Raw genomic sequence first — 25,037 nt, 5'->3', positions numbered from 1 at the left:
CAGTTTCAGCAGGAGTCGAGTAGTGACTGCTTCTATCAGCGGAAACGGGAAAACGTCCACCGTGACCCGCCGCACGTCGCCGATGGCGGCCCTTGCCGATCGCTGGATTCCGAAGCTGGTGCTCGCACCCAGCGTCGTGATCAGCCTGATCTTCGTATATGGTTTCATCGCTATTACCGGCTATCTGTCGCTGTCGAATTCGCGGCTGATGCCTCGTTATGAATTTGTCGGTCTCGACCGTTATCGTGAACTGTTCGATAACGATGTGTTCTGGACGTCGGCTGCCAACCTCGGCTGGTTCGGCATTCCGTTTATCGGTATCTGTATCGGCCTCGGCCTGTTCCTCGCGATCCTGCTCGATCAGCAGATCCGCAATGAAGGCGCGCTGCGCGCCGTGTTCCTGTACCCGATGGCGCTTTCGTTCATCGTGACGGGTACGGCGTGGCAATGGATCATGACGCCGAGCGTCGGCCTCGAAAAGGTGTTCCACGACTGGGGCTGGACGAGCTTCTCGTTTAGCTGGCTCGGCGACCCTGATAAGGCGATTTTCTGCGTCGTGATCGCGGCCGTGTGGCAATCCACCGGCTTCGTGATGGCGCTGTTCCTTGCGGGCCTGCGCGGTGTCGACGGTGAAATCTTCAAGGCTGCGCAAATGGACGGCGCGGGCTTGCCCACCATCTATCGCAAGATCGTGATTCCGAGCATGCGCCCGGTGTTCTTCTCCGTGCTGCTGATTCTCTGCCACATCACGATCAAGACCTTCGACCTGGTTGTCGCGTTGACCGCGGGCGGTCCGGGTACGTCTTCATCGCTGCCGGCTATTTTCATGTACACGTTTTCGTTCAATCGCGGGCAGCTGGGCGTCGGCGCGGCATCGTCGATGATGATGCTCGCCACCGTTGTGGCCGTGCTCGTGCCGCTGATGTATCTGGAATCGAGGAGCACCCGCAATGCAGCCTAAGATGACGATCAGCCGTGCCGTCATTTATGCGGCCTTGATTCTGTTCGCCCTGTATTTCCTGTTTCCGCTGTACGTGATGCTGTCCACGTCGTTCAAGGATGTCGACCAACTGCGCACCGGCAACCTGCTCACGCCGCCGACGCACTGGACCATCGACCCCTGGATCAAGGCATGGAGCGGTGCGTGTACGGGTGTGCGCTGCGACGGCATGCAGCCGTTCTTCATGAACTCCGTGCGCATGGTCATTCCGGCCGTGCTGATCTCGTCGATCATCGGCGCGTTCAACGGTTATGTGCTCACGCACTGGCGCTTCCGCGGCGCGGATCCGATCTTCACGATGATCCTGGTCGGCTGCTTCATTCCGTTCCAGGCGATCCTGCTGCCGATGGCGCGTTTCGAAGGCCTGCTCGGCCTGTCGAATTCGATCACCGGTCTGGTGGTGGTGCACGTGATCTACGGTATCGCCTTCACCACGATGTTCTTCCGCAACTTCTACGTGAGCATTCCGGCTGAACTCGTGAAGGCCGCGCGGATCGATGGTGCAGGTTTCTTCACGATCTTCACGAAGATTCTGATGCCGGTGTCGCTGCCGATTTTCATGGTGTGCCTGATCTGGCAATTCACGCAGATCTGGAATGACTTCCTGTTCGGGATTGTGTTCTCCGGTGTCGATTCGATGCCGATCACGGTGGCGCTGAACAACCTCGTGAACACCTCGACCGGCGTGAAGGAATACAACGTGGACATGGCCGGCGCGATCATCGCGGCATTGCCGACCTTGCTCGTCTACATCGTCGCCGGCCGCTATTTCGTGCGCGGTCTGACGGCGGGCGCAGTCAAGGGTTAAGCCCGGGCTAACCATACGCATCGCGGCGGCGCTTCTTCGATAGTGCGTCGCCGTCATCCGACCAGAGTTTTCAAGCTGTACCAGAGACAAGAGGATTCACAGCATGGCAAGCCTTTCCATCCGTGACGTGTACAAGACTTACCCGAACGGGGTACCGGTTCTGAAGGGTGTCAACATCGACATCGAAGACGGCCAGTTCCTGATTCTCGTTGGCGGCTCGGGCTGCGGGAAATCGACGCTGCTCAACATGATCGCCGGCCTCGAAACCGTGACCAAGGGCGAGATCCAGATCGACGGCAAGACGGTGAATAACCTCTCGCCGAAAGATCGCGACATCGCGATGGTGTTCCAGTCGTACGCGCTGTATCCGTCCATGACGGTGCGCGAGAACATCTCGTTCGGCCTGGGCATTCGCAAGGTGCCGAAGCAGGAGCAGGCGCAGATCGTCGACCGCGTGTCGAACACGCTGCAGATCACGCACCTGCTGGACCGCAAGCCGGGTCAGCTCTCCGGTGGCCAGCGTCAGCGCGTGGCCATGGGCCGTGCGCTCGCGCGCGATCCGGTGATGTTCCTGTTCGACGAACCGCTGTCGAACCTCGACGCGAAGCTGCGCATTGAAATGCGCTCGGAAATCAAGCTGCTGCATCAGCGCCTCGGCACGACGATCGTCTATGTGACGCACGATCAGATCGAAGCCATGACGCTCGGCGACCGCATCGCGGTCATGAAAGACGGCATCGTCCAGCAGTTCGGCGCACCGCAGGAAATCTACGACTCGCCGGCGAATCTGTTCGTGGCCGGCTTTATCGGCGCGCCGCCGATGAACTTCATCCAGGGCAAGCTGGTGGAGCAGGGTTCGGGCGTGGGCATCGAACTGGATACGGGCACGGCGCGCAATGTGTTGAATCTGCCGTTCGATTCGGCGAAGGTGAAGTCGCACGTTGGGCGCGAAGTGATTCTCGGCTTGCGCCCTGAGCGGATCACCGACGCACGCGGTGCGCATGGCGACCACGCGAACCTGCAGGCGATCGACGTGAAGGTCGATGTGATCGAGCCGACCGGTCCGGATACGCTGGTGTTTGCGCAGGTGAACGGCAAGCGCATTGTGAGCCGCGTGCACCCGGCTTCGAATCCGCAGCCTTTGTCGACTACGACATTGTTGTTCGATGCGTCGAAGGCGGTGTTGTTCGATCCGACTAATGAAGAGCGGATTGCCTGAGGCGAATTATTCGCTGAGCTATCCGAGTTGAAAAAAGCCCCATGCGTTGCAAGACGCATGGGGCTTTTCTTCATGTGCCGGGTGCTGTTTGCATCGGCTTGCAGCGGGTCCGCAACATGTCGCCCCTGCGACGCGACGTCAGGCGTCCTTGATGCGCAAATCCGGATTGTTCCGAGCGAGCTCGGTGACCCACTCGGTGAAGGCGCGCAGCCGTGAACTCAGATTGCGGCGATGTGCGTAGAGGATCGAAAGCGGCGTGCTGGGACTCGTGTAGTTCGTGAGAATTTCCTTGAGCGCGCCTTGCGCAATCAGATCCGCGACCATGAAGCGCGACGGCTGGATGATGCCGTGGCCGAGGGCGCTCGCGCTGATGTAGACGCTGCCGTCATTCACCGCAAGCACGCTTTTCAGCGTGACCTTGACGATCTCGCCGTCCACCTCGTACTCGAACGGAAAGGTCTTGCCGCTGCGCGCGGAAACGTAGTTGACCGCGCGATGCTCGCTGAGCTCCTCGAGCGTGGTCGGCGTGCCGTATTGCTCCAGATAGGCGGGCGACGCGCAGGTCACGATCCGCGCCTCGCCGATGCGCCGCGCGACGAGACTCGACTCTTCCGGCGTGCCCATGCGGATCACGCAATCCACGCCGTCCTGAATCAGATCGATATTGCGATCCGCCAGCCCAAGCCGCACGTCGATCTCGGGGTATTGCCGGTAGAAGTCGTCGAGCGCGGGCAGCAGCAGCGCACGGGCGAGCGTGCCGGACGTATCGACGCGAATCGTGCCGCTCGGATGCTCGCGCTTATTCGACAGCGACGATTCGGCATCGGCGACTTCGGCGAGGATGCGTACGCACCGGTCGTAGAACAGCGCGCCGTCTTCGGTGACGCTGACCTGCCGCGTCGAACGGTTCAGAAGCCGCACGCCGACGTGTTCTTCCAGAGCCTGAATGGTCCGGCTGACTTTGGCGCGGGGCAGGTCGAGCGACTCGGATACTTTGGTGAAGCTGTTCGCCTCGACCACACGCGTAAATATCTCCATCGCTTCGAAACGGTCCATGTTTTGCCTTATGAGTGATGGGCGGAAGTGGGTTTCGAAGTGAAGTGTATCGCTTGGAAATAGTGTTGGCGCGCTCTCGTGGTTAAGTTGGCCCGTGCCGGGTCCGTACGATCAATCCCGATCAGGCGCGCCAAGCGGGAACAGCGGGCGATACGGGCGGGCTTCGTCGACCGCGCGAGCGAACGATGGCCGGGCCAGCAGCCGCTTCCGGTAGGCGAGCACGTGCTCAAAAGCCGGGCCGATGCGATGCGTCCAGTCGGCGTAGAACAGGAACGGCGCGGCGCCGCAATCGGCGAGGCTGAAGGTATCGCCGGCCGCCCATTCGCGCCCGGCCATCACTTTGTCGAGCCAGCCGTAGGCCGTGTCCAGCATGCTGCGGGCCTCCGCCACGGCGCGCGGGTCATGCTCCCCCTCGGCGCGCATGCTGTCGTAGACGATCTTTTGTTGCGGCGTGGAGATGTAGTTGTCGAAGAAGCGATCCATGCTGCGCACTTCCAGCGCGGCGCGGGCATCGGCCGGCAAAAGCGGCACCGGCCCCGGGTGATACAGGCCGAGATACTCGATGATGATGCTCGCCTCCATCACGGTCCGGCTGCCGTCGACCAGCACGGGAAAGCGCTTGATCGGCCAGAGCGCGGCGAACTCAGCCATGACCTGCGGGTCGTCGTACGCGAGGAGGCGCAGTTCGAACGGCGTGCCGTTTTCGTAAAGCGCGGTCAGCACCTTCTGGCAGTAGGAGGAGAAGGGGTGGGCATAGAGCTTCAGGGTCATCGGGGTCACCTATTGCGGGTTGCGAGGCGCGCTGTGGCGCGATGACGGCCGGAGGGGCCGTTTACCTGACGACGAACGAGAGCGGTGGGAATCGACAGCCTCGCGACAACCTCACGACGACCCAGAAAATTTTAGCGGAAGACGAATGTTCATCTGCATCCGGCAAAGACCGGACGCTCGAAAAAGCCTATGCGCCGCGATTTGTTACGACAAAACGTCACAAACTTTCAAGAAAGATCGTGTAACATTTGAAAAAATTGTAAGAAATCGACGTGACCGCGACGTAGCCGGATTGCCGCCGTAGTCAGAAAGACCTCCGGGGCGTCACGCAATAAATAACGAATAACTCGACGCACGGAGCCTCTGCATGTCAACGATCACCACGTCTGTGAACAGCGCGACTGCTAACGCGCAGAACCAGGTGCAGCAAGCGGCGCAATCGATTATCAGCGGCTCCACCGGCAACTCGACGATGGACGTGGCGACTCTGGTCTCGGCCCTCGTGAATGCGAAGACGGCCGGCCAGACGGCGGCACTGAAGGCCAAACAGACTAGCGATACCACGACCTTATCCGCGTACGGCGCCCTGAGCTCCGCGTTGAACGCCTTGCAGGCAGCGATCAAGAATCTCTCGGACGGAACCACCCTGTCGACCTTCGGTGCCACCGCGAGCGGCAAAGGCATGGACCCCAAGGCAGGTCCCGGCGCGGTCGCTGGCAGCTACTCGATCGATGTCAAGCAGATCGCTGCATCGCAGAGTCTCTCGTCGGCGGCGTTCGATTCCACCGCCAAATTGGGCACCGGCAAGTTGACCATCGCAGTTGGCGGCAAGTCGATGGATGTCACGATCGACGGCACCAACAACACGCTGAGCGGTATCGCCAATGCGATCAATAAGGCGGGCAACAATCCGGGCGTCACGGCCACCATCGTGACGGGCACGGGTGGCGCCCACCTGGTGCTGCGCTCGACCACCACCGGCGCGGCCAATACGATCAACGTGTCCACCAGCGACGTTCAGAACGACACCGGCCTGTCGAGCCTCGGCGTAACCTCCACGCCGGGTGCGAACGGCGCGGCGTCCACGATCGTGTCCTCGGATACCAGCAAGGCCTGGCAACAAAGCGAGGCTGCTCAGGACGCGAAGTTCACCATCGGCGGGATTGAGGCGAGCAGCTCCACGAACGCGGTGACGGCAGCGATTTCCGGCGTTACGCTGAATCTGTCGAGCGCCGCCGTCGGCACCACGCAGACACTGACAATCGCACCGGATACCACCGCGCAGAACACCGCCATCACCAACTTCGCCAATCTTTACAACACCGTCGTCACGACCATCAACTCGCTGTCCTCGTTTGACAAGTCCTCGAAAACCGGCGGCGCGTTGCTTGGCGATTCGACGCTGACGACGATCAAGAATACGTTGGCGTCGATCGTCGGCGGGGGCGTCGGCGCGGGGTCGTCAGCGGTGGGGCTCGCTTCGATTGGCATTACGCTGAAGGGCGATCCGGCGGACGGCACGCTGGTCATCGACAGCAAGAAGCTGAGTACGTCGCTCACCAGCAGCCCGGCGCAAGTCGCCGCGTTGTTTAACTCGACCAACGGCATCGGCGCCAAGCTGAACAAGAGCATTGCCGACTTCGTGAAGACGGGCGGCATCATCGACACCCGCAGCACGGCTTTGAATGCCGACCTGAAGAGCATCACCACGCAGCAGACCACGCTCGCCAATTACAGCGCGCAGTTGACGAAGCAGTACCAGAGTCAGTTCACCGCGCTCAACACGCTGATGGCGACGATGAACAACAACTCCCAGTACCTGACGGCGCTGTTTGGCGGCTCGAAGAGTGCGGGGGCGTTGGCCACCAACAAGTAAAGCTGCTTCAAAGCGCGCGCCGCCTGATTCCGGGCGACGCGCTTTTGATGAAGCAAGCGCAGTGGAGCAAACTTAGTGAGGCAGCCGGACGTTGAACCTGAACGTCGCCAGCCTCGCGAGCAGGATGAAGGCGGTGGCGATCAACACGCTATAAACCGTATCGACGTTCATATAGTCCAGCAGCACGTATAGCCAGCACCCCACGAAAGCGCATGTCGCGTACGGCCGGGAATCACGCAAAATCAGCGGCACTTCGTTGCACAGCACGTCGCGAATCACGCCGCCGAATACGCCGGCCAATACCCCCATCATCACCGACGTGAACCACGGCATCTGCGCGTCGTGCGCGATCGACGTGCCTGAAATGCTGAACAAGCCCAGCCCGATCGCATCGGCCACCAGCAGAACCCGCTCGGAAAGCAGCCGCGACGTCATCTTCAGGAGCGTTGGCGCGAACAACGACATCACGAAGATCGCGATCAGATAGGTCTGGTGCTCGACCCAGTAAAAGGGCCGCCGCTCCAGCAGCACGTCGCGCAAGGTGCCGCCGCCGAAGGCCGTCGCGACGGCCACGAGGAAGGTGCCCACGGCGTCGAGCCGGCGGGTCCTCGCTTCGATAAAACCGGAAATCGCGTACGCGAAAATAGCCAGCGCTTCCATGATGGTCAGCGCCAGCGTCAGCCTCGGATGGATCACCGGGACTCCGTCAGGACTTGGGGGAAGCCGGCAATGCGCCCGGCTGCAACAGCACGACCACCGCACCCGCGCCGCCGTCATGCGGACGCGCCTGGCAGAACGCGATCACCTCGGACTTCTGTACGAGCCACGCGCGCACTTTGCCCTTCAATACGGGTTCTTTACCAATCGACCCGAGGCCCTTGCCGTGGATCACGCGCAAACATCGCAGGCCACGCTTCACCGACTCACGAATGAACTCGGCCAGCGCCTCGCGCGCTTCCTCGCGACGCATGCCGTGCAGATCGATTTGTGCCTGCACGATCCAATCGCCACGCCTCAGTTTGCGGACGACTTCTTGGCTCACGCCGGGACGGCAATAGGAGAGCGTTTCGTCGGTTTCGAGCAGGACCTCGGGATCGAATTCGTCGGAGATCGCTTCGTGCAGCACGGCTTCTTCGTCGAGTTTGGTTTGCACCGGCAACGGCGGCGGAGGATTGCGCGGCAAGCTGGCGCGCGGCGGGACCGCCAGCGGTGCAACCGCGCCGATCTCGCGGCGAAACAGATCGGCATCCGCTGACGCTTCGCGTTGCGCCGCTGCTGCGGCCGCACGCTCGCGTTCACGCCGTTGCGTGTCGCCCTTTAAGGCATCACGCAACGCGCCAAGGCCGGCCAGACCCGCGGCCGGTTCGATCTTCGGTTTGACTGCGGGTGCGGATACCTCGGGCGCGGGCCTGGCAACAGTTCGGGCGCGCTTCGGTTCGCTGGGGTGGGACTGATTCTTCGGCATATCGGTAATACACAGAAAAGTAGATCGATCGCGCGAATCCGACGCGAACAGGATGCAAAAAAGGCCGCCGGCTTCTCAGCCGCGGCCTTCTATCAAGCAGGCGGTCGGGCCATGCCCAGCCGCCATTTTACCGTTGCACCTGGTGTTTCTCAGATCAGCGGTCGGCTTCGGCGCTCATCACGTGCTCGCCGATCTCGTCGAGCGTTTCCAGATAACGCTGCGCGTCGAGCGCGGCCATACAGCCCGTGCCCGCGCTGGTGATCGCCTGACGATAGACGTGGTCCTGCACGTCGCCCGCTGCGAACACGCCCGGCACGCTGGTCGCCGTTGCGAAACCGTTCAGACCGCCCTTGGTGATGATGTAGCCGTTCTTCATCTCCAGCTGGCCTGCGAAAATGTCCGTGTTCGGCTTGTGGCCGATCGCGACGAAGATGCCTTGCAGCGCGATATCCGTGGTGTCGCCGGTTTGCGTGTTCTTGATACGCAGGCCGGTCACGCCGGACTGGTCGCCCGTCACTTCGTCGAGCGTGCTGTTCCACTTGATCTCGACCAGGCCTTCCTTTTCCTTCGCCAGCAAGCGGTCGATCAGGATCGGTTCGGCGCGGAACTTGTCGCGGCGATGGATCACCGTCACCTTCTTGGCGATGCCGGAAAGATAGAGGGCTTCCTCGACTGCGGTATTGCCGCCGCCGATCACGGCCACATGTTGTTGCTTGTAGAAGAAACCGTCGCATGTGGCGCAAGCCGATACGCCCTTGCCCATGAACAATTCTTCAGACGGCAGGCCGAGATACTGCGCCGATGCGCCGGTCGAGATGATCAGCGAGTCGCAGGTGTACTCACCCGAGTCGCCGATCAGGCGGATCGGCTTCTCATCCAGCTTGGCCGTATGGATGTGGTCGAAGATGATTTCGGTGTTGAAGCGCTCGGCGTGTTCCAGGAAGCGCCCCATCAGTTCCGGGCCTTGCACGCCGTTCGCATCGGCCGGCCAGTTTTCGACGTCGGTCGTAGTCATCAGCTGGCCGCCCTGGGCGAGACCCGTGACGAGCACCGGCGACAGGTTGGCGCGTGCCGCGTAGACCGCTGCCGTGTAGCCGGCGGGACCGGAACCGAGAATCAGAACTTTGGCGTGTTTCGTGGAAGTAGCGGGCATGATCGAAATCCTTTTACGGCGCCCGGCTCGCCCATGCGAGGCCGCGCGACTTGAGCTGAAACTATAGATGGGTATCAGAGCGGCATTATAAAGGGCGGCACGCCGGCCTGCTCCATGAAGCTTTCCGATCGTGGTGATAGCGTTGCCGCGGGCTTCGGCGGCCTTTCGTGTAGTCGATCGGCTAAGTTACCGTCATTTACAGCCTCGCGTGAGGCACTGCGTTTACAATAGGCCGCATCGATGGATCCGGCAGCCGGGACCGGGTCTGGAGCCGCCTTAAGCGCCGCTTCGGGCCGCGACTCCAGCGGCAATCGGCCACACAAGCAACAGGATCAATGGCAAAAGCTCCCTATTCCGCGAGCGCGCAGGCATTGCCGCACCGCATGTCGCGCCTTTTCACCGAAATCCGCTGGATCTTGCAGGTCGCGCTCGGCGTGTTCCTGCTCATGGCGCTCGTCAGCTACAGCCGGCACGATCCGAGCTGGACGCATGCCGCGCAGGTCGACCATATCGCCAACTGGGCGGGCCGCGTCGGCGCGTGGACGTCCGACATCCTGCTGCTCCTGTTCGGGCTGTCCGCCTACTGGTGGATCGTGCTGCTCGGCCGCCATATCTCCGCCAATTACCGCCGTATCACCCGTCACGAGGAACTGCAGGAAGATGCACCGCGCGATGCCGGCTGGCTCGCGGACGCGTTCGCGTTCATGCTGGTGTTGCTTGCCTGCGACGGTATCGAAGCATTGCGCATGTGGTCGCTGAAAGTGCAGTTGCCGCGGGCGCCGGGCGGCGTGATCGGCGAGGCGGTCGCGCGCGGCATATCGCATGCGCTCGGCTTCACCGGCGGCACGCTGGCCCTACTTATCGTGCTTGGCATCGGGTTGTCGCTGTATTTCCGTTTTTCGTGGCTGTCGGTGTCGGAAAAGGTCGGCGAGTCGATCATTTCGGCGGTCACGTTCGCCAAGCTGCGCCGCGAGGCCGGCCGCGACCGTAAATTGGGTGAAGCCGCCGCCGTGAAGCGTGAAGGCAAGGTCGAAAAGGGCCGCGTGCGGATCGAGGAACACGAGCCGGTCATGATCGTGCCGCCCATCGTCACGCCCGCCAAATCGGAGCGCGTCGAGAAAGAACGGCAAGTGCCGCTGTTCACGGACCTGCCGGGCGACTCCACCTTGCCGCCGATCTCGCTGCTCGACGCAGCGCCGGCCGCGCAGGAAACCATTTCAGCCGACACACTCGAATTCACCTCGCGCCTGATCGAGAAAAAGCTCAAGGACTTCGGCGTCGAAGTGAGCGTGGTCGCCGCCTATCCGGGCCCGGTCGTCACGCGTTATGAAATCGAGCCGGCTACCGGCGTGAAGGGCAGCCAGATCGTCGGTCTGGCGAAAGATCTCGCGCGTTCGCTGTCGCTGGTGTCGATTCGCGTGGTCGAAACGATTCCCGGCAAGAATTTCATGGCACTGGAGTTGCCGAATCAGCGCCGTCAGACCGTGAGTCTCTCGGAGATTCTCGGCTCGGCGGTTTATGCGGATGCGGCTTCGCCGCTCACCATGGGTCTGGGCAAGGATATCGGCGGCAAGCCGGTGTGCGCCGACCTCGCGAAAATGCCGCACTTGCTGGTGGCCGGCACGACCGGCTCGGGCAAGTCGGTGGGTATCAACGCGATGATCCTCTCGCTGCTCTACAAGGCGAGCGCCGACCAGGTCCGTATGATCCTGATCGATCCGAAGATGCTCGAAATGAGCGTCTACGAAGGCATTCCGCATCTGCTGTGTCCGGTGGTCACCGACATGCGCCAGGCGGGTCACGCGCTCAATTGGGCGGTGGCCGAAATGGAGCGCCGCTACAAGCTGATGAGCAAGCTCGGCGTGCGTAACCTCGCCGGCTACAACAACAAGATCGACGAAGCCGCCAAGCGCGACGAGAAGCTGCCGAATCCGTTCAGCCTGACGCCGGACGATCCGGAGCCGCTGTCGCGCCTGCCGAACATCGTCGTCGTGATCGACGAACTGGCCGACCTGATGATGGTGGTCGGCAAGAAGGTCGAAGAGCTGATCGCGCGGATCGCGCAGAAGGCGCGCGCGGCCGGCATTCATCTGATTCTGGCCACGCAACGTCCGTCGGTCGACGTGATTACCGGCCTGATCAAGGCCAACGTGCCGACACGCATGGCCTTCCAGGTGTCGTCGAAGATCGACTCGCGCACGATTCTCGACCAGCAGGGCGCGGAATCGCTGCTCGGTATGGGCGACATGCTGTACCTGCCGCCGGGCAGCGGTTTGCCGGTGCGGGTACACGGCGCGTTCGTGTCGGACGAAGAAGTGCATCGCGTCGTCGACAAGCTCAAGGAGCAGGGCGAGCCGAACTATATCGAGGGCATTCTCGAAGGCGGCGTGACGGGCGAGGGCGACGAAGGCTCCGCAGGCGCCGGTGGATCGGGCTCGAGCGACGGCGAGGCCGACCCGTTATACGACCAGGCGGTCGACGTGGTGCTGAAGAACCGCCGTGCGTCGATCTCGCTGGTGCAGCGGCATTTGCGCATCGGCTATAACCGCGCGGCGCGCCTGCTCGAGCAGATGGAGAACTCGGGCGTGGTGTCGGCGATGTCGTCGAACGGCAATCGAGAGATTCTTGCGCCGGCGCGGGAAGCGGAATAGGCGATCTACGCGGCTGGTCCACCGAACCAGCCGCAAAGCGCAGCGCACAAATGCCGTATAAGCCCCGCTTAAGGCTTCTTGCTTAAGCTGTGCCCCAAGGCTGAGGGCTCGTCTCCCGGCTGCGCGGTTCAAGCTAGCCGCCACGGTCACCCGGCCGCTGTCCTCAACACCCGCCGGCGTGACCGCCCAACAAATTCAATCAAGGGAGAAAACACCATGCAGCTATTCGCGCAGCAGCACGCTCGACAGAGTGCTCAACCCAACCGTGTTGGCCAACTCGCTCGCAAGATCGCACGCGGCGTCGGCAGTGTGGCAATTGGCGCGTCGATGCTCGTCGCGTCGCAGGCATTCGCGAGCGGCACCGAGCAACTGAAGGCCTTCGTCGCGCAAGTGCATTCCGCGCGCGGTACCTTCGTGCAGCAGGAAGTGCGCGCGCCGAGTAAGGCGCAGGGTGCAAGCGGCGCGAGCGGTGTGTTGTCCACCACTGGCAAGACCGGCACGTCGAGCGGCACGTTCACGTTCGCGCGCCCCGGCAAGTTCATCTGGCAATACGAGAAGCCTTATGCACAACTGCTGCAAGCCGACGGCGACAAGCTCTACGTGTACGACAAGGATCTGAACCAGGTGACGGTGCGCAGTCTTGGCGGCGCACTCGGTGCGAGCCCGGCGGCGATCCTGTTCGGCAGCAACGATCTGGACAAGAACTTCACGCTGCATGATGCAGGCGTGAAGGCCGGCATCGACTGGCTCGAACTGACGCCCAAGGCGAAAGACACGCAGTTTCAGCGCGTTGGCATCGGCTTCAAGGACGGCAATCTTGAGGCGATGGAACTGCACGACGTGTTCGGCAACGTGACGTTGCTGACGTTCTCGAACATTCAGAAGAACCCGCCGCTGCCAGCCGATGCGTTCAAGTTCACGGTGCCGAAGGGCGCGGATGTGATCAACGGTTAAGCTGCCGCAGTTTGCCTATGCAATGAAAAAGCCGCGCATCGTTTGCGCGGCTTTTTTCTTGGCGGCGCGTGCAACGCCGAACCGCTACTCATCCACTTCCAGCACCTGCACCGGGTGCGCGGCCTTCATATCGTCGATAAACGCTTCAACGATATCCGTTCGATGCTGCCGCGCCCGCGTGACCATATGGAACGCCACGCGGTACTTCATCTGTGCGGGATTCAACGCGGCCAACAAGCCCCGCTTCACGAACGGCGCCGCGAAATGCCCCGGCAAATAGCCGAGATGATGCCCCGACAACACCAGCATCGCGACCGCTTCCATGTTGTCCGCGAGGGCGGTGACATTTTGCGGCGTCGTCGAACTTTCGGCTTCGGGCAGCGGATAACTGCGCCACGCCCATTCGTGCGCCGCGGCTTCGACGGGCGGCACTTCGCCGGCAGAAGCGAACAGCGGATGCCCCTTTGCGCAATACGCGAACTGATCTTCGGCGAACACCTCGGTGTACTCGAGCGACGGCACGCGATGCCAGAAATAGCCGATGCCGATCTGAATCCGGCCGTTTAGCAGCAGTTCTTCGAGTTCGCCCGGCGAGCGCACCAGAATAGAAAACCGCACTGACTGATCGCGGGCACGAAACCGGCCGATTGCGTCGCTGATGCGCGCGCTCGCCGATACCGGTGTGTGGCCGATCATGCCAATATCGAGTGTGCCGACCAGTTTGCGGCCGACATTGCGCGCCTGCATGCCGAAAGTATCGACGGCGGACAGTAGGGCGCGGGCTGCGTCGATAAATTGCTCGCCGCGCGCGGTCAGGCTGAAGCCGCCGCGGCCGCGCTCGCACAGCCGGTAGCCGAGGCGCGTTTCCAGTGTGGCGAGTTGCGTGCTGATGGTCGACTGGCCGACGTTCAGCGTGGCCTGGGCCGGCGAGACGCCGCCGGCGTCGACGATGGCGAGGAAGACGCGGATCAGCCGCAGGTCGAGATCGGTGAGTTGGGAGAACATACGGCAGGATACATCGCTACGAATCAATGTGAAGTTTATTCTGTTCGTATTTTAACTTGCGGGAAACTGCTCAAGAATCGAGATTCGCCCGGCAAGGTGCGCTTTTTCTATTGATCCCTCGGCCGGTTGCACGTATTTGCTTACTGCCCCTCTTTTCATTGCCGAGACACGATGAATACCTCCTCTTTCATTTCCCCCGACGCCGGTGAACGGCCGCAGCCGCTGTCCGGCAACGCAATGCCACGCTGCGGCGGTATTGCGACGATGATGCGGTTGCCGAACGTCGGCTCGGCCGAAGGGTTCGACGCCTGCTTCGTCGGCGTGCCGTTCGATCTCGGCACCTCGAACCGCACCGGCGCGCGTTTCGGGTCGCGCCAGATCCGCAGCGAATCGGTGCTGCTGCGCCCGTACAACATGGCGACGCGCGCCGCGCCGTTCGATTCGCTGCGTGTGGCCGATCTCGGCGACGTCGCGATCAATCCGTACAACCTGCACGATTCGATCAAACGCATCGAAACCGCCTACGACGAAATCCTCCAGCACAACTGCAAGCCGATCACATTGGGCGGCGACCATACGATCGCGCTGCCGATCCTGCGCGCGATTCATCGCAAGCACGGCAAGGTCGGCCTGATTCACGTCGACGCGCATGCTGACGTCAACGACACGATGATGGGCGAGAAGATCGCGCACGGCACGCCGTTCCGCCGCGCGGTGGAAGAGGGCTTGCTGGATTGCGACCGCGTCGTGCAGATCGGTCTGCGTGGCACGGGTTACGCGGCTGAAGACTTCGACTGGTGCCGCGATCAGGGCTTTGAAGTCGTGCAGGCCGAGGCGTGCTGGAACCAGTCGCTGGCGCCGCTGATGGCGCGTGTGCGGGAACGCATGGGTGACGGTCCGGTGTACATCACGTTCGACATCGACGGTATCGATCCGGCGTTTGCGCCGGGTACGGGCACACCGGAAATCGCCGGTTTGACTGTGCCGCAGGCGCTGGAAATCATTCGCGGCTCGCATGGCTTGAATATCGTCGGCTGCGATCTGGTTGAGGTCGCGCCGCCGTACGATCCGTTCGGTACGACCGCGCTGCTTGGTGCGAATCTCGCGTTTGAATTGCTGTGCGTGTTGCCGGGTGTCGAGTATCGGGCGTCGAAGCGATGAGCTGACCACGATTGATGGTGCATGAAGAGAAAAGGCCTGCAAATGCAGGCCTTTTCTCTTCATTGCAGCGATGCTTGCGCGACTCAAGCGTAGGCAGTCTTCCGAGTCGATACCAGCGCCAGATAACACACCGCGCCGATCACCAGCGCGGGCAGCGTCGCGCCCAGATTCGGCAGCCATTGATTGATCGCCTGATACGCCGCGATCCCGATTGCCCACGAGATAAACGCGCTCAGATGCCAGCCGCCCGAGAAGCCGTAGCGGCCGCGCACATCGCCGAGCACGGCGGCTTCAATGCGACGCTTGCGCACGATGAAGTGATCCACCAGCACCACGCCGAACAGCGGCGCGAACACCGAGCCGATCAGCAGCAGGAAGTTCTGATACTTCGCCATCGGCACGAGCAAGGCGATCGCCGTGCACAGCGCGCCGAATGCCGCCGACAACAACGGCACGCTGCCGCGCGTCCAGAACGTGCCGGTCGAGACCGCTGCCGAGTGGATGTCGGCGAACGCGTTGTCCACTTCGTCGATCAGAATCAGCAGCAGGGCGAGGCCGCCGCCTGCTTGAGCCAGCGCGCCGGTCAGCAGCGCATCGCCACCGCCTGCCGCGAGGCCGTAGATTGCGCCGAGCGCGTAAAACCAGATGTTCGCGATGCCATAGCCGAGCAGTGTGCCGCGGAAGGTTTCGCCGGGGCGTCGGCCGAAACGCGTGTAGTCGGCGATCAGCGGTAGCCACGAGAGCGGCATCGCGACCACCAGATCGATTGCGCCGCCGAACGACATCTCGCCGGTGCCCGGACGGCGCATCAACTCGGCCAGATCGTGTTTGGCGAGCAGATTCCACGAGAGCCACGCGGCGCCCGCCAGCAGCAGCCAGATGCCCCACGTGCGCAGAAACCGCCGCACGAAAGACAGCGGGCCGCTGATGGCCAGCAGCGTCGCGAGCAAACCGAAGATCACGGTCCAGATCAGCGGCATCGAGAAACCGAAGGCCTGTTTGGCGAGCGCATCGGCGGAATCGCGCATCACGATCACCTCGAACGAGCCCCAGCCGACCAGTTGCACGGCGTTGAGCACAGCGGGCACCGAGGCGCCGCGTACCCCGAGCGTCGGCCGCAACGACGACATCGCCGCGAGTCCTGTATCCGTGCCGATCACGCCTGCCAGCGCCAGCAATACGACGCCGATCACGCTGCCGATCACGATCGCCAACAATGCATGCGGCAGCGACAGCCCCGGCACCAGCAGCGCGCCCGCCTGCGCGACCAGGAGGCCGATGCCGAGCGAGAACCAGAGCGCGAAAGCGTCGCCAGTGCGAAACGCGCGGCGCGCGTCGGGCACCGGCGTGAGCGGTGCGTAGGTGGAGCCGGCGTCGCCGACGAGTGGATCTTGTGCCATCTAATCTTGTCCCTGTTGGTGTTGCTTGTGCGTTCGGTGCTGCTTGTATGTTCGCGTGCGATGCCCGTGTTGCCGGCCAATCCGCGCGCGATGTTAGCCTGTCAGGCTGTCGGCGAGATTACTGGCCAATCGGTGCGCTCATCGCCCGAGCGTCGTCACTGTCATAATGCAGGACGTTGCCCGCACCCTTGCGTGCCGGCTTTGTTCATCCGGCAGCACGCCGCCTTCACACGGACCGCGTCCGGAAAAGCCGAGATTATCCCCAAAACGTCATGTTTGAAGAAACCCGTGTCAATGTTCCGCTCGCCGAACGCCTGCGGCCCCGCAATATCGACGAAGTGATCGGCCAGAAGCACCTGCTCGGCCCGAACAAGCCGTTGCGGGTCGCGTTCGAATCCGGCGAAGCCCATTCGATGATCCTCTGGGGGCCGCCCGGCGTCGGCAAAACCACGCTCGCGCGGCTTATGGCCGACGCGTTTCATGCGGAGTTCATCGCGTTGTCCGCGGTGCTCTCGGGCGTGAAGGATATCCGCGAAGCCGTCGAGACCGCGCAGATTCATCGCGCGAACGGGCATCAGACGCTCGTGTTCGTCGACGAAGTGCATCGCTTCAACAAGAGTCAGCAAGACGCGTTCTTGCCGCACGTCGAGTCTGGCCTGTTCGTGTTCGTCGGCGCGACGACCGAGAATCCGTCGTTCGAGGTGAATAGCGCGTTGCTCTCGCGAGCGGCTGTCTACGTGCTGAAAAGCCTCACCGACGAAGAACAGCGCGAACTGCTCGACCGCGCACAGAAAGAACTCGGCGGCCTCACGTTCACCGACGAAGCCCGCGATGCCCTGATCGGTTCCGCCGATGGCGACGGCCGTAAGCTGCTGAACAACCTGGAAATCGTCGCGCGCGCGGCGGCCCAGCAGAAGAGCACTGAAATCGACGGCGCTCTGCTCGGCAGCGCGCTCGCCGAGAATTTGCGCCGCTTTGACAAAGGCGGCGACGCATTTTACGACCAGATCAGCGCGTTGCATAAATCGGTGCGCGGCAGCAGCCCGGACGGCGCGCTGTACTGGTTCTGCCGCATGCTCGACGGCGGCGCGGACCCGCGTTATCTCGCACGGCGCATCGTGCGCATGGCATGGGAAGACATTGGCCTCGCCGACCCGCGCGCGGCGCGCATTGCGCTCGACGCGTCCGAAACCTACGAACGCCTCGGCACGCCCGAAGGCGAACTGGCGCTGGCGCAGGCGATCATCTATCTGGCGGTCGCGCCGAAGTCGAACGCGGGTTACAACGCGTACAACGAAGCGCGGCGGTTCGTGAGCAAAGACCAGTCGCGCGGTGTGCCGGTGCATCTGCGTAACGCGCCGACCAAGCTGATGAAGGAACTTGGCTACGGTCACGAATACCGCTATGCGCACGACGAACCTGACGCCTACGCCGCCGGCGAGACCTATCTGCCGGACAATATGCGCGAGCCGCATTGGTACGAGCCGACGCCGCGCGGTCTCGAAGGCAAGATCGGCGACAAGATGGCGCGTCTGGCCGAGCTCGACGCGCAGTGGCGCAGCGAGAACAAGCCGAAGAAGGGCTGAGCCTTTTCGCCCGGGCGTCTGCGGCGGTTTCAGATGCCGTGTCGCCATTCCGCACGGCCTTGACCATCTAACGCACCGGCCGCCCGCGCCGGTGCGCTAAAATCGCTGCTTCATACAACGAACACCTGCCCCATCCCATGCTCGACATCCAGCTGCTGCGCAAAGACCTCGACGGCGTCGCCAAACGCCTCGCCGACCGCGGCTATACCCTCGACGTGGCGGCCTTTGCCGCCCTCGAAGCGGAACGCCGCGACACCCAGACCCGTACCGAAGAGATGCAGGCGCGCCGCAACACCCTGTCGAAGCAGATCGGCGGGATGAAGGGGCGGGGCGAGGATACGTCGGCGCTGATGGCTGAAGTGGGCGGGATCGGCGACGAGATGAAGGCGTCGGCGGCCAAGCTCGACGATATCCAGAAGCGTCTGTCCGACCTGCTGCTCGGCGTGCCGAACCTGGCGCACGAAAGCGTGCCCGCAGGCAAGGACGAAACGGAGAACGTCGAAGTGCGCCGCTGGGGCACGCCGCGCCAGTTCGATTTCGAGGTGAAGGATCACGTCGACGTCGGTACGCCGCTCGGCCTCGATTTCGAGACCGGCGCGAAACTGTCGGGCGCGCGTTTCACGTTGCTGCGTGGACAGATTGCGCGGCTGCATCGCGCGCTGGCGCAGTTCATGATCGACACGCACACGCAGCACCACGGCTATACCGAGGTGTACACGCCGTACATCGTGAACCCGGAGATTCTGTACGGCACCGGCCAACTGCCGAAATTCGCCGACGACATGTTCCGCGTCGAGAAGGGCGGTGACGAGAACACGGTCACGCAATACCTGATTTCGACGTCGGAAATTTCGCTGACGAACACGGTGCGCGACAGCATCGTCGAAGCGGACACGTTGCCGATCAAGCTGACCGCGCATTCGCCGTGCTTCCGTTCGGAAGCGGGCTCGTATGGCCGCGACACGCGTGGGCTGATCCGCCAGCATCAGTTCGACAAGGTCGAGATGGTGCAGATCGTCGCGCCGGAAACGTCGTATGACGCGCTGGAGCAGATGGTCGGCCACGCTGAGGCGATTCTGCAGAAGCTTGAGCTGCCGTACCGCGTGATTACGCTGTGCACGGGCGACATGGGTTTCTCGGCTGCCAAGACGTATGACCTGGAGGTGTGGGTGCCTGCGCAGAATACGTATCGCGAGATCTCGAGCTGCTCGAACACGGAGTCGTTCCAGGCTCGCCGGATGCAGGCGCGTTTCCGCAATGCGCAGGGCAAGCCGGAGCTGGTGCATACGCTGAACGGTTCGGGTCTGGCGGTTGGCCGCACGCTCGTGGCAGTGCTGGAGAATTTCCAGAACGCGGATGGTTCGGTGACGGTGCCGGTGGCGCTGCGTCCTTACCTCGGTGGGGTGGAGCGGCTGGAAGTGCCGGCGGCTTGATTGGCGCCGGGCTGATGCAGCGGTTAAGGCCGCTGCCGATTGCCAAGTCCCTTTGAAGTTTTTTGGCCGAGGGGCTTGGAAATCGGATTCAGCTGTTCTATAATCTTTCTCTCCCAAGCAACGACCCGCTTGGATCTGACGAGATGGCAACTAAGTAGCCTAGTTGCTGTGAGTTGGAAGACCCGGAAAGGTGGCAGAGTGGTCGAATGCGCTGGACTCGAAATCCAGTGTACCTTTAGGGGTACCGTGAGTTCGAATCTCACCCTTTCCGCCAGAATTAATCAAAAAACCCCGTAAAGTCAAAGACTTGCGGGGTTTTTTGTTTTTGTGCCCACAAATCGACTATCAAGTGCTCGTCCTCGCCGTCGCGCTGGATAAGCAAAGACCGGCGTGAAACTCGTTGGTGATCAGCTGGTCCGCTGAACCAAAAGTTAGCGCAGACGGCGGTAAGCGGTGGTTTTCATTAACCGTTAAAAGCCTTGTGTCCACGGCCTTCATTCTTCTTGCCTTTGTTCTCGGTTAGTCAACCGAAATTACCGTCAACCGCTCCGCCTCGATAGTAGTCCGACCAGCCAAATTTTACCCAAAGAACTTTCTTCAACTTGTTTTTCGGTTTATTAGGTTGCGCCGGTCTGGCGTGATTTGGCTCGCAACTGGCCCAGTTCGGCCGCTGCCACCAGCTCTTCGTGCTACTAGTGCAAATCAGACGGGCCGTTAAATCAGTTCAAGAATCTGCTCGACCCGGTCGTCAACGGCGTGATCTTCGTCGAATCGCAATACGCGGCAGAGCCGCATTTCCAGCTAGGCTTCGTGCCGCGCTCGGCTTCGACTAGCCGATTCAATTGCCTTTGTCGTGGACATTCGGTGGAATCTTGATCGTCTTCGCGTAATCGTTGTTGACGTGGATTTTCAATAATTCAACCTTGTACCCATATCCAATCAATAGCTTTCGGGTATTGTTCAGATTGACCCTTGAAAAGAACGGCAGGTGCAGCTTGTCGCCAGTGGCTTCGCTGACGATGGCGTAGACAATCGTGAATTCATCTTGTGCTGGTCGCTTATCTATCTGGATCAATTCCTTGTGAGGCAGGTCTAGTCGATCACGAGTCTTCCTCCTGAAGTCGGCGTCGATCTGGATAAGTTGACCAGAGACGAAGCCTTGCGCGAACAAGTGGCTCAACACGCTCGACTTGCTGTATAGCTTGACATGAATGAATTCGCGATTGATGGATAGCAGGTCGCATATCTCCACCTGCCCATGGCCGCCGCCATGCATGACCTTCTTTTTGTCGTCCAGCAACGCATAGACTGCTGGCTCAGCAGTTGCCACCATCGCGTTGTATGCTCCCTCGCCGTCACCATTGTATTCTGGCAGCTTGAGACTGGAAGACGGGATTGTGGAGAATTCAGCGTCGGTTCTGGTAACAAAGTCGACCGAGACATTGAACCATTTTCCGTCGTTCAGAATGTACTTTGCACCGGATAAGTCGATTTCCGCGTACAGACACTTGAAGATCGACCACGACTTGAATACCTTCCTATGATCGGCGTCAGCGCAATGCACGTCTCTCGAACGTAACAGATCAAGCGTGAGTTGTGTTCCGGGTTTTACTGTAGAAAGGAACCCCTTAAGCGTGATGTCTGGATGAATCTCCTTAGCACCGTGCGTGTACATAAATCCCTTGACCATCGTCCAGTCGATGATTTCCGGAATCGAAAGCCAAACGTCATCGGTTTGAGCTGCGGCAAGTTTTGCATTGAGCGCAACCTCCAAGGCATCCGTGAGCACTGAATTCTTTACCATTGCCATGTTGTTGACCCACTGGTAATCGTCCGCGCTCAACTGAGCTTCGAACTTTTTCCTGTACTCATCAAGCAGGAAGGGCAAATCGGCCAGGTCCATTTTCACTGAGACCGACAGGGAATCGCTTCCAGTCATGCGGTTGCCGAGTGCGTAGTTCAATGGGGCGCCTACTATCGCCTTCAACATGTCCTGTTCAACGTTTAGGCCAAACTGGTCAGGGGTTGTTTCCTGTCCTGACTGAATACGTGTATGGCTTTGGATAGCATCGAGCGACTGCACGTCAACGCATCGAAAGCTTTTCGGGTCCACCGAATTGAGAGCACATAGCAACCCGAAGCGCTCTTCCCACACTTCATCTCGAAGCAGGAATCGTCCGCCCTGACCGAAAGCCAGCGCGAAACATCTATCTCCTACTGTGAGAAAGAAAATTGCGCTTACGCCGGGTACGGCGAGGGAATCGAGGTTCACATACCCTTGGAAAAGCGATGCCCACTTTGGGGGCTTCGGTGCTGTCCTTTTCACGAAGAGGTGACCCACACCGTATCCGGTAATTGGTATTTCGACAGGTGGTTGGCACGCGCTCGTATCGACTACCTGCTCGACAGTGGTGTACTGAGGCTTAGCGAGGTAGACATTCAGGTGATTTACTTTCTTCTCGTTGTTCATTTGCCCCTAACCTTCAGAATGACTTTCTGCTCGTCATTGGCGGATGACTATATCGACGGCCTATTTATGTTCATCGATGGTCAGTGCGGTCCTGCTAATCGGACGGTGTTGCTATCGATCTAGTTTCGACGGCTCGGACTCCGGCAGCCCGGTCAGTGAAGCGAACCATCATCTAGAGGCTGGTCCGACTACCAACGCCGGTTTAGTCTGACTCCAATCGGTACATCCGCGTGACTGCCCATCTCGGATTATTGCGTTATGCATATTGGATAAATCGGGGGTGATTCGGCTTGAGTCTCGCTGGAGCTCTCTAATCGTCGTTACAGTTGATCACATTTAACACCTTATGGATGTACCGGTAGCTTTAATATGAGGTAAATTCCGAAAGCATTCAAATGCTGACAAGGTCAGCAGGGATGCAAACTCGGGAAACCGTTCCCGCGAGAGAAGAGTGCGTGAGCCGCCAGCGCTCACCCGAATTAGATGGATATCGCATGAATATGACCGATCTGGTTCAGGCCATCCGGGGTGGCCTGATTCAGCAGGACCGGCTGCTGAAAACCGACATCCCGTCGTTACCAAACGATACGTTAGTACCGCATCGGGCCGTTACCTCCGCCGAGCTAGGCCGCGACTTCAGTGTCGCGCTCGATATGTTGTCCGCAGCGGGCGATATCGAACTCAAAAAGCTTATCGCGCAGCCGATGACCCTGTGGATTCAGCAGGCAGACAAGTCGTACGTGCCTGTTAACGGTTACATTCACACTGCCCGGCGGCTCGGTGCGAACGGGAGTCTGACCAGTTACCAGATGACCTTCGCGTCGTGGATGTATTTCCTCAAGTTCCGCAGCGATATGCGAAACTGGCAGGACAAATCGGCTGACGAAATCATCACCGATGTATTCAACGAGCACCCGCAGGCAAAAGGGTATTTCCAGTTCGCGCTTTCGCAGCCATTGCCGCAGCGCTCGTACTGTCGGCAAAGCGAATCAGATTGGAATTTCGTGCATCGCCTGATGGAGGACGAAGGGCTTTTCGGCTTCTGGCAGCACAGCAAGGATGGCAAGTCTCATACGCTTGTCATTACCGACGATATTTATACTCTGGACAAGATGTCGCCGGAGACGGTTGACTTTTACCGGTCGGGCATAGCCAGCGAGGCTAACGCATTCACGCAGTGGGCGTCGTCGCGTACGCTACAAAGCTCGCTCCACACAACCCGTACGTTTGACTACAAATCCCCGTCTGCGCCGTTCAACCCTAAAGGCACGGTGTTGCCGACACGGGCGGATCAGGGAAATCTCCCCGAGCAAGCTGAGGTGTACACCTATACCGGAGCGTATACCTATGCCGCGCAGGATCGGGGCGAGCATCTTTCAAAAATCCGCCTCGAAGAATGGGAATCGCGAGCCAAGCGGTTCCATGGCGCAGGTGGCGTGCGCGGGATCGATGCCGGGCTGCGCTTTGTTCTGGTCAACCATCCTGAGCATGACCGTGACCCGGCCAGCCAGCGTGAATTTGCTGCCATCAAAGTTTCTCGCTACATCGAGAACAACCTCCCCTTGTCGGCGAGTGAGTCGAGCTTTCCTCACAGCCTGAAGAATCAGTTGACGCATGCCAAGGCCGCCAGCTCGGACGGAAATTCGTCGACGATTCGTCACGCGGACGGAAGCGAGGGCTTTTATCTGGTCGAGGTTGAAGCTCAGCGCGTGAGCGTGCCATATCGCAGTCCGTTCGAGCACCGGAAGCCAGAGATGCAGCTTGAAACGGCGATCGTTGTCGGTCCGAGTGGCGAAGAGGTCTATACGGACGAACTGAACCGGGTCAAGGTCATCTTCATGTGGGACCGCCTGAATCCCGGCGATGAGCGTGCGTCTTGTTGGGTGCGTGTCGCGCAGTCGGACACCGGTGGCGGCTACGGAGGCGTCCATATTCCGAGAGTCGGGGAGGAAGTCATCGTCGGCTACGTGGGCGGAGATTGCGATAGGCCGCTCGTTTTGCATCGGGTCTATAACGGCTCGGTGAAACCTCAATGGCACTCGAACGGCATCCTGTCCGGGTATCGCTCCAAGGAATACTCCGGCGCAGGTTTCAATGAGATGGTTCTGGATGACGCGACGGGGCAGAATCGCGCGCGACTGTTCAGCAGCAGCGCGAACAGCCTGCTCCATCTGGGCTATCTGATAGACCAGAGTGGTAATACGCGCGGCTCGTATCTGGGAAGCGGGTTTGACCTGAGAACCGATTCATATGGCGCAGTGCGTGCGAACAAGGGACTCTATGTAACGACGCACACCACATCGGCGGGTAGCCAACCCTTCGACTCGTCGAACACGCAGCAACAGCTGGCACGTGCGGAAAACGTCGTTAAGGGGTTGTCGGATGCGAGCAAACAGCGTAACGCTGAAAGCCTGCAGCCGGGATACGATTCGCTCACCGAGTACACGGATGCGACAAAACATTCAGTGTCGGGTCAATCAACGGGAGGCCGCACAGCAGGCGGTGGCACGGGAAGCGCGAACACCTTCAGCGAGCCGCTTATGCTGTTCGGCAGCCCATCCGGAATCGGTATTTCGACCGAAAAATCTGCCCGGATCACCGCCGATCGACACCTGAACTTCGTAAGTGGCGAGAGCACGTATTTCGCTGCGGGCAAATCGCTCGTCGCGAGTGTGGCTGAGAAGATCAGCCTGTTCGTCCAAAGCGCCGGGATGAAACTGTTCGCCGGGAATGGGAAGGTGGAGATTCAGGCGCAAAGCGATGGAATGGACCTGTTCGCAGAGAAGCAGCTCCACATATCGAGCGCCGGACAGGATGTCCTCGTCGCTGCCAAACAGAAGGTCGTCGTGACGAGCGGCGGTGCGAGCATCACGATTGAGAACGGCAATGTGGAAATCCGTTGTCCTGGAAAATTTACGGTGAAAGCTGCCTCACACTCGTTTGAAGGTCCGGCGAGCGGCGATACGCCGTTGCCTGCGCTGCCGCAGGGTGACCTGAAAATCAAGAACGTCTATAACCTGTCGCGATAA

18 protein-coding genes and 1 tRNA gene are annotated in these 25,037 nt (G+C 60.7%); 11 read left to right on the top strand and 8 right to left on the bottom strand.

What is annotated here, in order from left to right; all coding sequences use genetic code 11:
* Positions 1–22 precede the first annotated feature (22 nt).
* The 3 genes from BM438_RS34275 (at position 23) to BM438_RS34265 (ending at position 3,027) form a co-directional block, all read left to right on the top strand.
* On the top strand, positions 23–961 hold the full coding sequence (locus BM438_RS34275; RefSeq protein WP_093643969.1) for a carbohydrate ABC transporter permease: 939 nt from the start codon (positions 23–25) through the stop codon (positions 959–961).
* Positions 951–1,808, top strand: coding sequence for a carbohydrate ABC transporter permease (locus BM438_RS34270; protein ID WP_093643967.1), 858 nt, complete (start codon positions 951–953; stop codon positions 1,806–1,808). The genes BM438_RS34275 and BM438_RS34270 overlap by 11 nt, the downstream gene beginning before the upstream one ends.
* A 103-nt stretch (positions 1,809–1,911) precedes the next feature.
* The gene (locus tag BM438_RS34265; protein ID WP_093643965.1) at positions 1,912–3,027 is read left to right on the top strand and encodes an ABC transporter ATP-binding protein; all 1,116 of its coding nucleotides are present in this window, start codon (positions 1,912–1,914) and stop codon (positions 3,025–3,027) included.
* A gap of 138 nt (positions 3,028–3,165) precedes the next feature.
* Here BM438_RS34265 and BM438_RS34260 read toward each other — a convergent pair whose 3' ends face one another.
* Together BM438_RS34260 and BM438_RS34255 are read right to left on the bottom strand one after the other, a co-directional pair.
* Complete coding sequence (locus BM438_RS34260) at positions 3,166–4,083, bottom strand: LysR family transcriptional regulator (protein ID WP_093643963.1); 918 nt, start codon at positions 4,081–4,083, stop codon at positions 3,166–3,168.
* Between the two features lie 111 nt (positions 4,084–4,194).
* Positions 4,195–4,854: a glutathione S-transferase family protein gene (locus tag BM438_RS34255; RefSeq protein WP_093643961.1), complete on the bottom strand. Its 660-nt coding sequence runs from the start codon at positions 4,852–4,854 to the stop codon at positions 4,195–4,197.
* A gap of 367 nt (positions 4,855–5,221) precedes the next feature.
* Between BM438_RS34255 and fliD the strand changes: the two genes are divergently transcribed.
* The gene (fliD, locus tag BM438_RS34250; RefSeq protein WP_093643959.1) at positions 5,222–6,730 is read left to right on the top strand and encodes a flagellar filament capping protein FliD; all 1,509 of its coding nucleotides are present in this window, start codon (positions 5,222–5,224) and stop codon (positions 6,728–6,730) included.
* Between the two features lie 72 nt (positions 6,731–6,802).
* Here fliD and BM438_RS34245 read toward each other — a convergent pair whose 3' ends face one another.
* The 3 genes from BM438_RS34245 to trxB all read right to left on the bottom strand — a co-directional run bounded on the left by BM438_RS34245 (position 6,803) and on the right by trxB (position 9,348).
* Positions 6,803–7,423, bottom strand: coding sequence for a trimeric intracellular cation channel family protein (locus tag BM438_RS34245; protein ID WP_093643989.1), 621 nt, complete (start codon positions 7,421–7,423; stop codon positions 6,803–6,805).
* A gap of 13 nt (positions 7,424–7,436) precedes the next feature.
* On the bottom strand, positions 7,437–8,195 hold the full coding sequence (locus tag BM438_RS34240) for a Smr/MutS family protein (RefSeq protein ID WP_093643957.1): 759 nt from the start codon (positions 8,193–8,195) through the stop codon (positions 7,437–7,439).
* A 154-nt stretch (positions 8,196–8,349) separates the two neighbouring features.
* A complete protein-coding gene (gene trxB / locus BM438_RS34235) occupies positions 8,350–9,348 on the bottom strand; it encodes a thioredoxin-disulfide reductase (RefSeq protein WP_093643955.1) in 999 nt (332 codons plus the stop codon).
* A gap of 335 nt (positions 9,349–9,683) precedes the next feature.
* Here trxB and BM438_RS34230 point away from each other — a divergent pair, with 335 nt between their 5' ends.
* Entirely contained in the window at positions 9,684–11,999 is a 2,316-nt protein-coding gene (locus BM438_RS34230; protein ID WP_093643953.1) for a DNA translocase FtsK, read from the top strand.
* A 216-nt stretch (positions 12,000–12,215) separates the two neighbouring features.
* Positions 12,216–12,953 (top strand): outer membrane lipoprotein chaperone LolA, encoded by a 738-nt coding sequence (gene lolA, locus BM438_RS34225; protein ID WP_093643951.1) that lies wholly within the window; start codon positions 12,216–12,218, stop codon positions 12,951–12,953.
* Positions 12,954–13,037: 84 nt separating this feature from the next.
* On the opposite strand, the gene BM438_RS34220 is transcribed toward lolA, so the two are convergent.
* Entirely contained in the window at positions 13,038–13,958 is a 921-nt protein-coding gene (locus BM438_RS34220; protein ID WP_093643949.1) for a LysR family transcriptional regulator, read from the bottom strand.
* Between the two features lie 171 nt (positions 13,959–14,129).
* Here BM438_RS34220 and speB point away from each other — a divergent pair, with 171 nt between their 5' ends.
* Positions 14,130–15,119, top strand: a complete 990-nt coding sequence (gene speB / locus BM438_RS34215) for an agmatinase (protein ID WP_093643947.1) — start codon at positions 14,130–14,132, stop codon at positions 15,117–15,119.
* Between the two features lie 83 nt (positions 15,120–15,202).
* Here speB and cytX read toward each other — a convergent pair whose 3' ends face one another.
* The gene (gene cytX, locus BM438_RS34210; protein ID WP_093643945.1) at positions 15,203–16,519 is read right to left on the bottom strand and encodes a putative hydroxymethylpyrimidine transporter CytX; all 1,317 of its coding nucleotides are present in this window, start codon (positions 16,517–16,519) and stop codon (positions 15,203–15,205) included.
* 272 nt (positions 16,520–16,791) lie between these two features.
* On the opposite strand from cytX, the gene BM438_RS34205 reads away from it, so the two are divergent.
* The 3 genes from BM438_RS34205 (at position 16,792) to BM438_RS34195 (ending at position 19,812) form a co-directional block, all read left to right on the top strand.
* The gene (locus BM438_RS34205; protein WP_093643943.1) at positions 16,792–18,105 is read left to right on the top strand and encodes a replication-associated recombination protein A; all 1,314 of its coding nucleotides are present in this window, start codon (positions 16,792–16,794) and stop codon (positions 18,103–18,105) included.
* 137 nt (positions 18,106–18,242) lie between these two features.
* On the top strand, positions 18,243–19,538 hold the full coding sequence (gene serS / locus BM438_RS34200; RefSeq protein ID WP_093643941.1) for a serine--tRNA ligase: 1,296 nt from the start codon (positions 18,243–18,245) through the stop codon (positions 19,536–19,538).
* Positions 19,539–19,722: 184 nt separating this feature from the next.
* Positions 19,723–19,812, top strand: a tRNA-Ser gene (locus BM438_RS34195).
* Between the two features lie 564 nt (positions 19,813–20,376).
* Here the strand turns inward: BM438_RS34195 and BM438_RS34190 are convergent.
* Positions 20,377–22,008: a TIGR04141 family sporadically distributed protein gene (locus BM438_RS34190; protein ID WP_093643939.1), complete on the bottom strand. Its 1,632-nt coding sequence runs from the start codon at positions 22,006–22,008 to the stop codon at positions 20,377–20,379.
* Between the two features lie 494 nt (positions 22,009–22,502).
* Between BM438_RS34190 and BM438_RS34185 the strand changes: the two genes are divergently transcribed.
* Positions 22,503–25,037, top strand: a complete 2,535-nt coding sequence (locus BM438_RS34185; protein WP_093643937.1) for a type VI secretion system Vgr family protein — start codon at positions 22,503–22,505, stop codon at positions 25,035–25,037.

It is taken from the genome of Paraburkholderia aspalathi, assembly GCF_900116445.1.
In the GTDB taxonomy this organism is placed as follows: Bacteria; Pseudomonadota; Gammaproteobacteria; order Burkholderiales; family Burkholderiaceae; genus Paraburkholderia; species Paraburkholderia aspalathi.
The sequence above is the reverse complement of the archived record's forward strand: the minus strand, read 5'-3'. Positions and strand labels throughout refer to the sequence as shown.

Excerpts from the sequence above, each read along its gene's own strand:
- BM438_RS34185 (WP_093643937.1), top strand. The coding sequence starts at position 22,503 with ATGAATATGACCGATCTGGTTCAGGCCATCCGGGGTGGCCTGATTCAG.
- BM438_RS34255 (WP_093643961.1), bottom strand. The coding sequence starts at position 4,854 with ATGACCCTGAAGCTCTATGCCCACCCCTTCTCCTCCTACTGCCAGAAG.
- BM438_RS34270 (WP_093643967.1), top strand. The coding sequence starts at position 951 with ATGCAGCCTAAGATGACGATCAGCCGTGCCGTCATTTATGCGGCCTTG.
- speB (WP_093643947.1), top strand. The coding sequence starts at position 14,130 with ATGAATACCTCCTCTTTCATTTCCCCCGACGCCGGTGAACGGCCGCAG.
- cytX (WP_093643945.1), bottom strand. The coding sequence starts at position 16,519 with ATGGCACAAGATCCACTCGTCGGCGACGCCGGCTCCACCTACGCACCG.
- BM438_RS34265 (WP_093643965.1), top strand. The coding sequence starts at position 1,912 with ATGGCAAGCCTTTCCATCCGTGACGTGTACAAGACTTACCCGAACGGG.
- BM438_RS34190 (WP_093643939.1), bottom strand. The coding sequence starts at position 22,008 with ATGAACAACGAGAAGAAAGTAAATCACCTGAATGTCTACCTCGCTAAG.
- lolA (WP_093643951.1), top strand. The coding sequence starts at position 12,216 with ATGCAGCTATTCGCGCAGCAGCACGCTCGACAGAGTGCTCAACCCAAC.
- BM438_RS34205 (WP_093643943.1), top strand. The coding sequence starts at position 16,792 with ATGTTTGAAGAAACCCGTGTCAATGTTCCGCTCGCCGAACGCCTGCGG.
- BM438_RS34230 (WP_093643953.1), top strand. The coding sequence starts at position 9,684 with ATGGCAAAAGCTCCCTATTCCGCGAGCGCGCAGGCATTGCCGCACCGC.
- trxB (WP_093643955.1), bottom strand. The coding sequence starts at position 9,348 with ATGCCCGCTACTTCCACGAAACACGCCAAAGTTCTGATTCTCGGTTCC.
- serS (WP_093643941.1), top strand. The coding sequence starts at position 18,243 with ATGCTCGACATCCAGCTGCTGCGCAAAGACCTCGACGGCGTCGCCAAA.
- BM438_RS34260 (WP_093643963.1), bottom strand. The coding sequence starts at position 4,083 with ATGGACCGTTTCGAAGCGATGGAGATATTTACGCGTGTGGTCGAGGCG.
- BM438_RS34240 (WP_093643957.1), bottom strand. The coding sequence starts at position 8,195 with ATGCCGAAGAATCAGTCCCACCCCAGCGAACCGAAGCGCGCCCGAACT.
- BM438_RS34220 (WP_093643949.1), bottom strand. The coding sequence starts at position 13,958 with ATGTTCTCCCAACTCACCGATCTCGACCTGCGGCTGATCCGCGTCTTC.
- fliD (WP_093643959.1), top strand. The coding sequence starts at position 5,222 with ATGTCAACGATCACCACGTCTGTGAACAGCGCGACTGCTAACGCGCAG.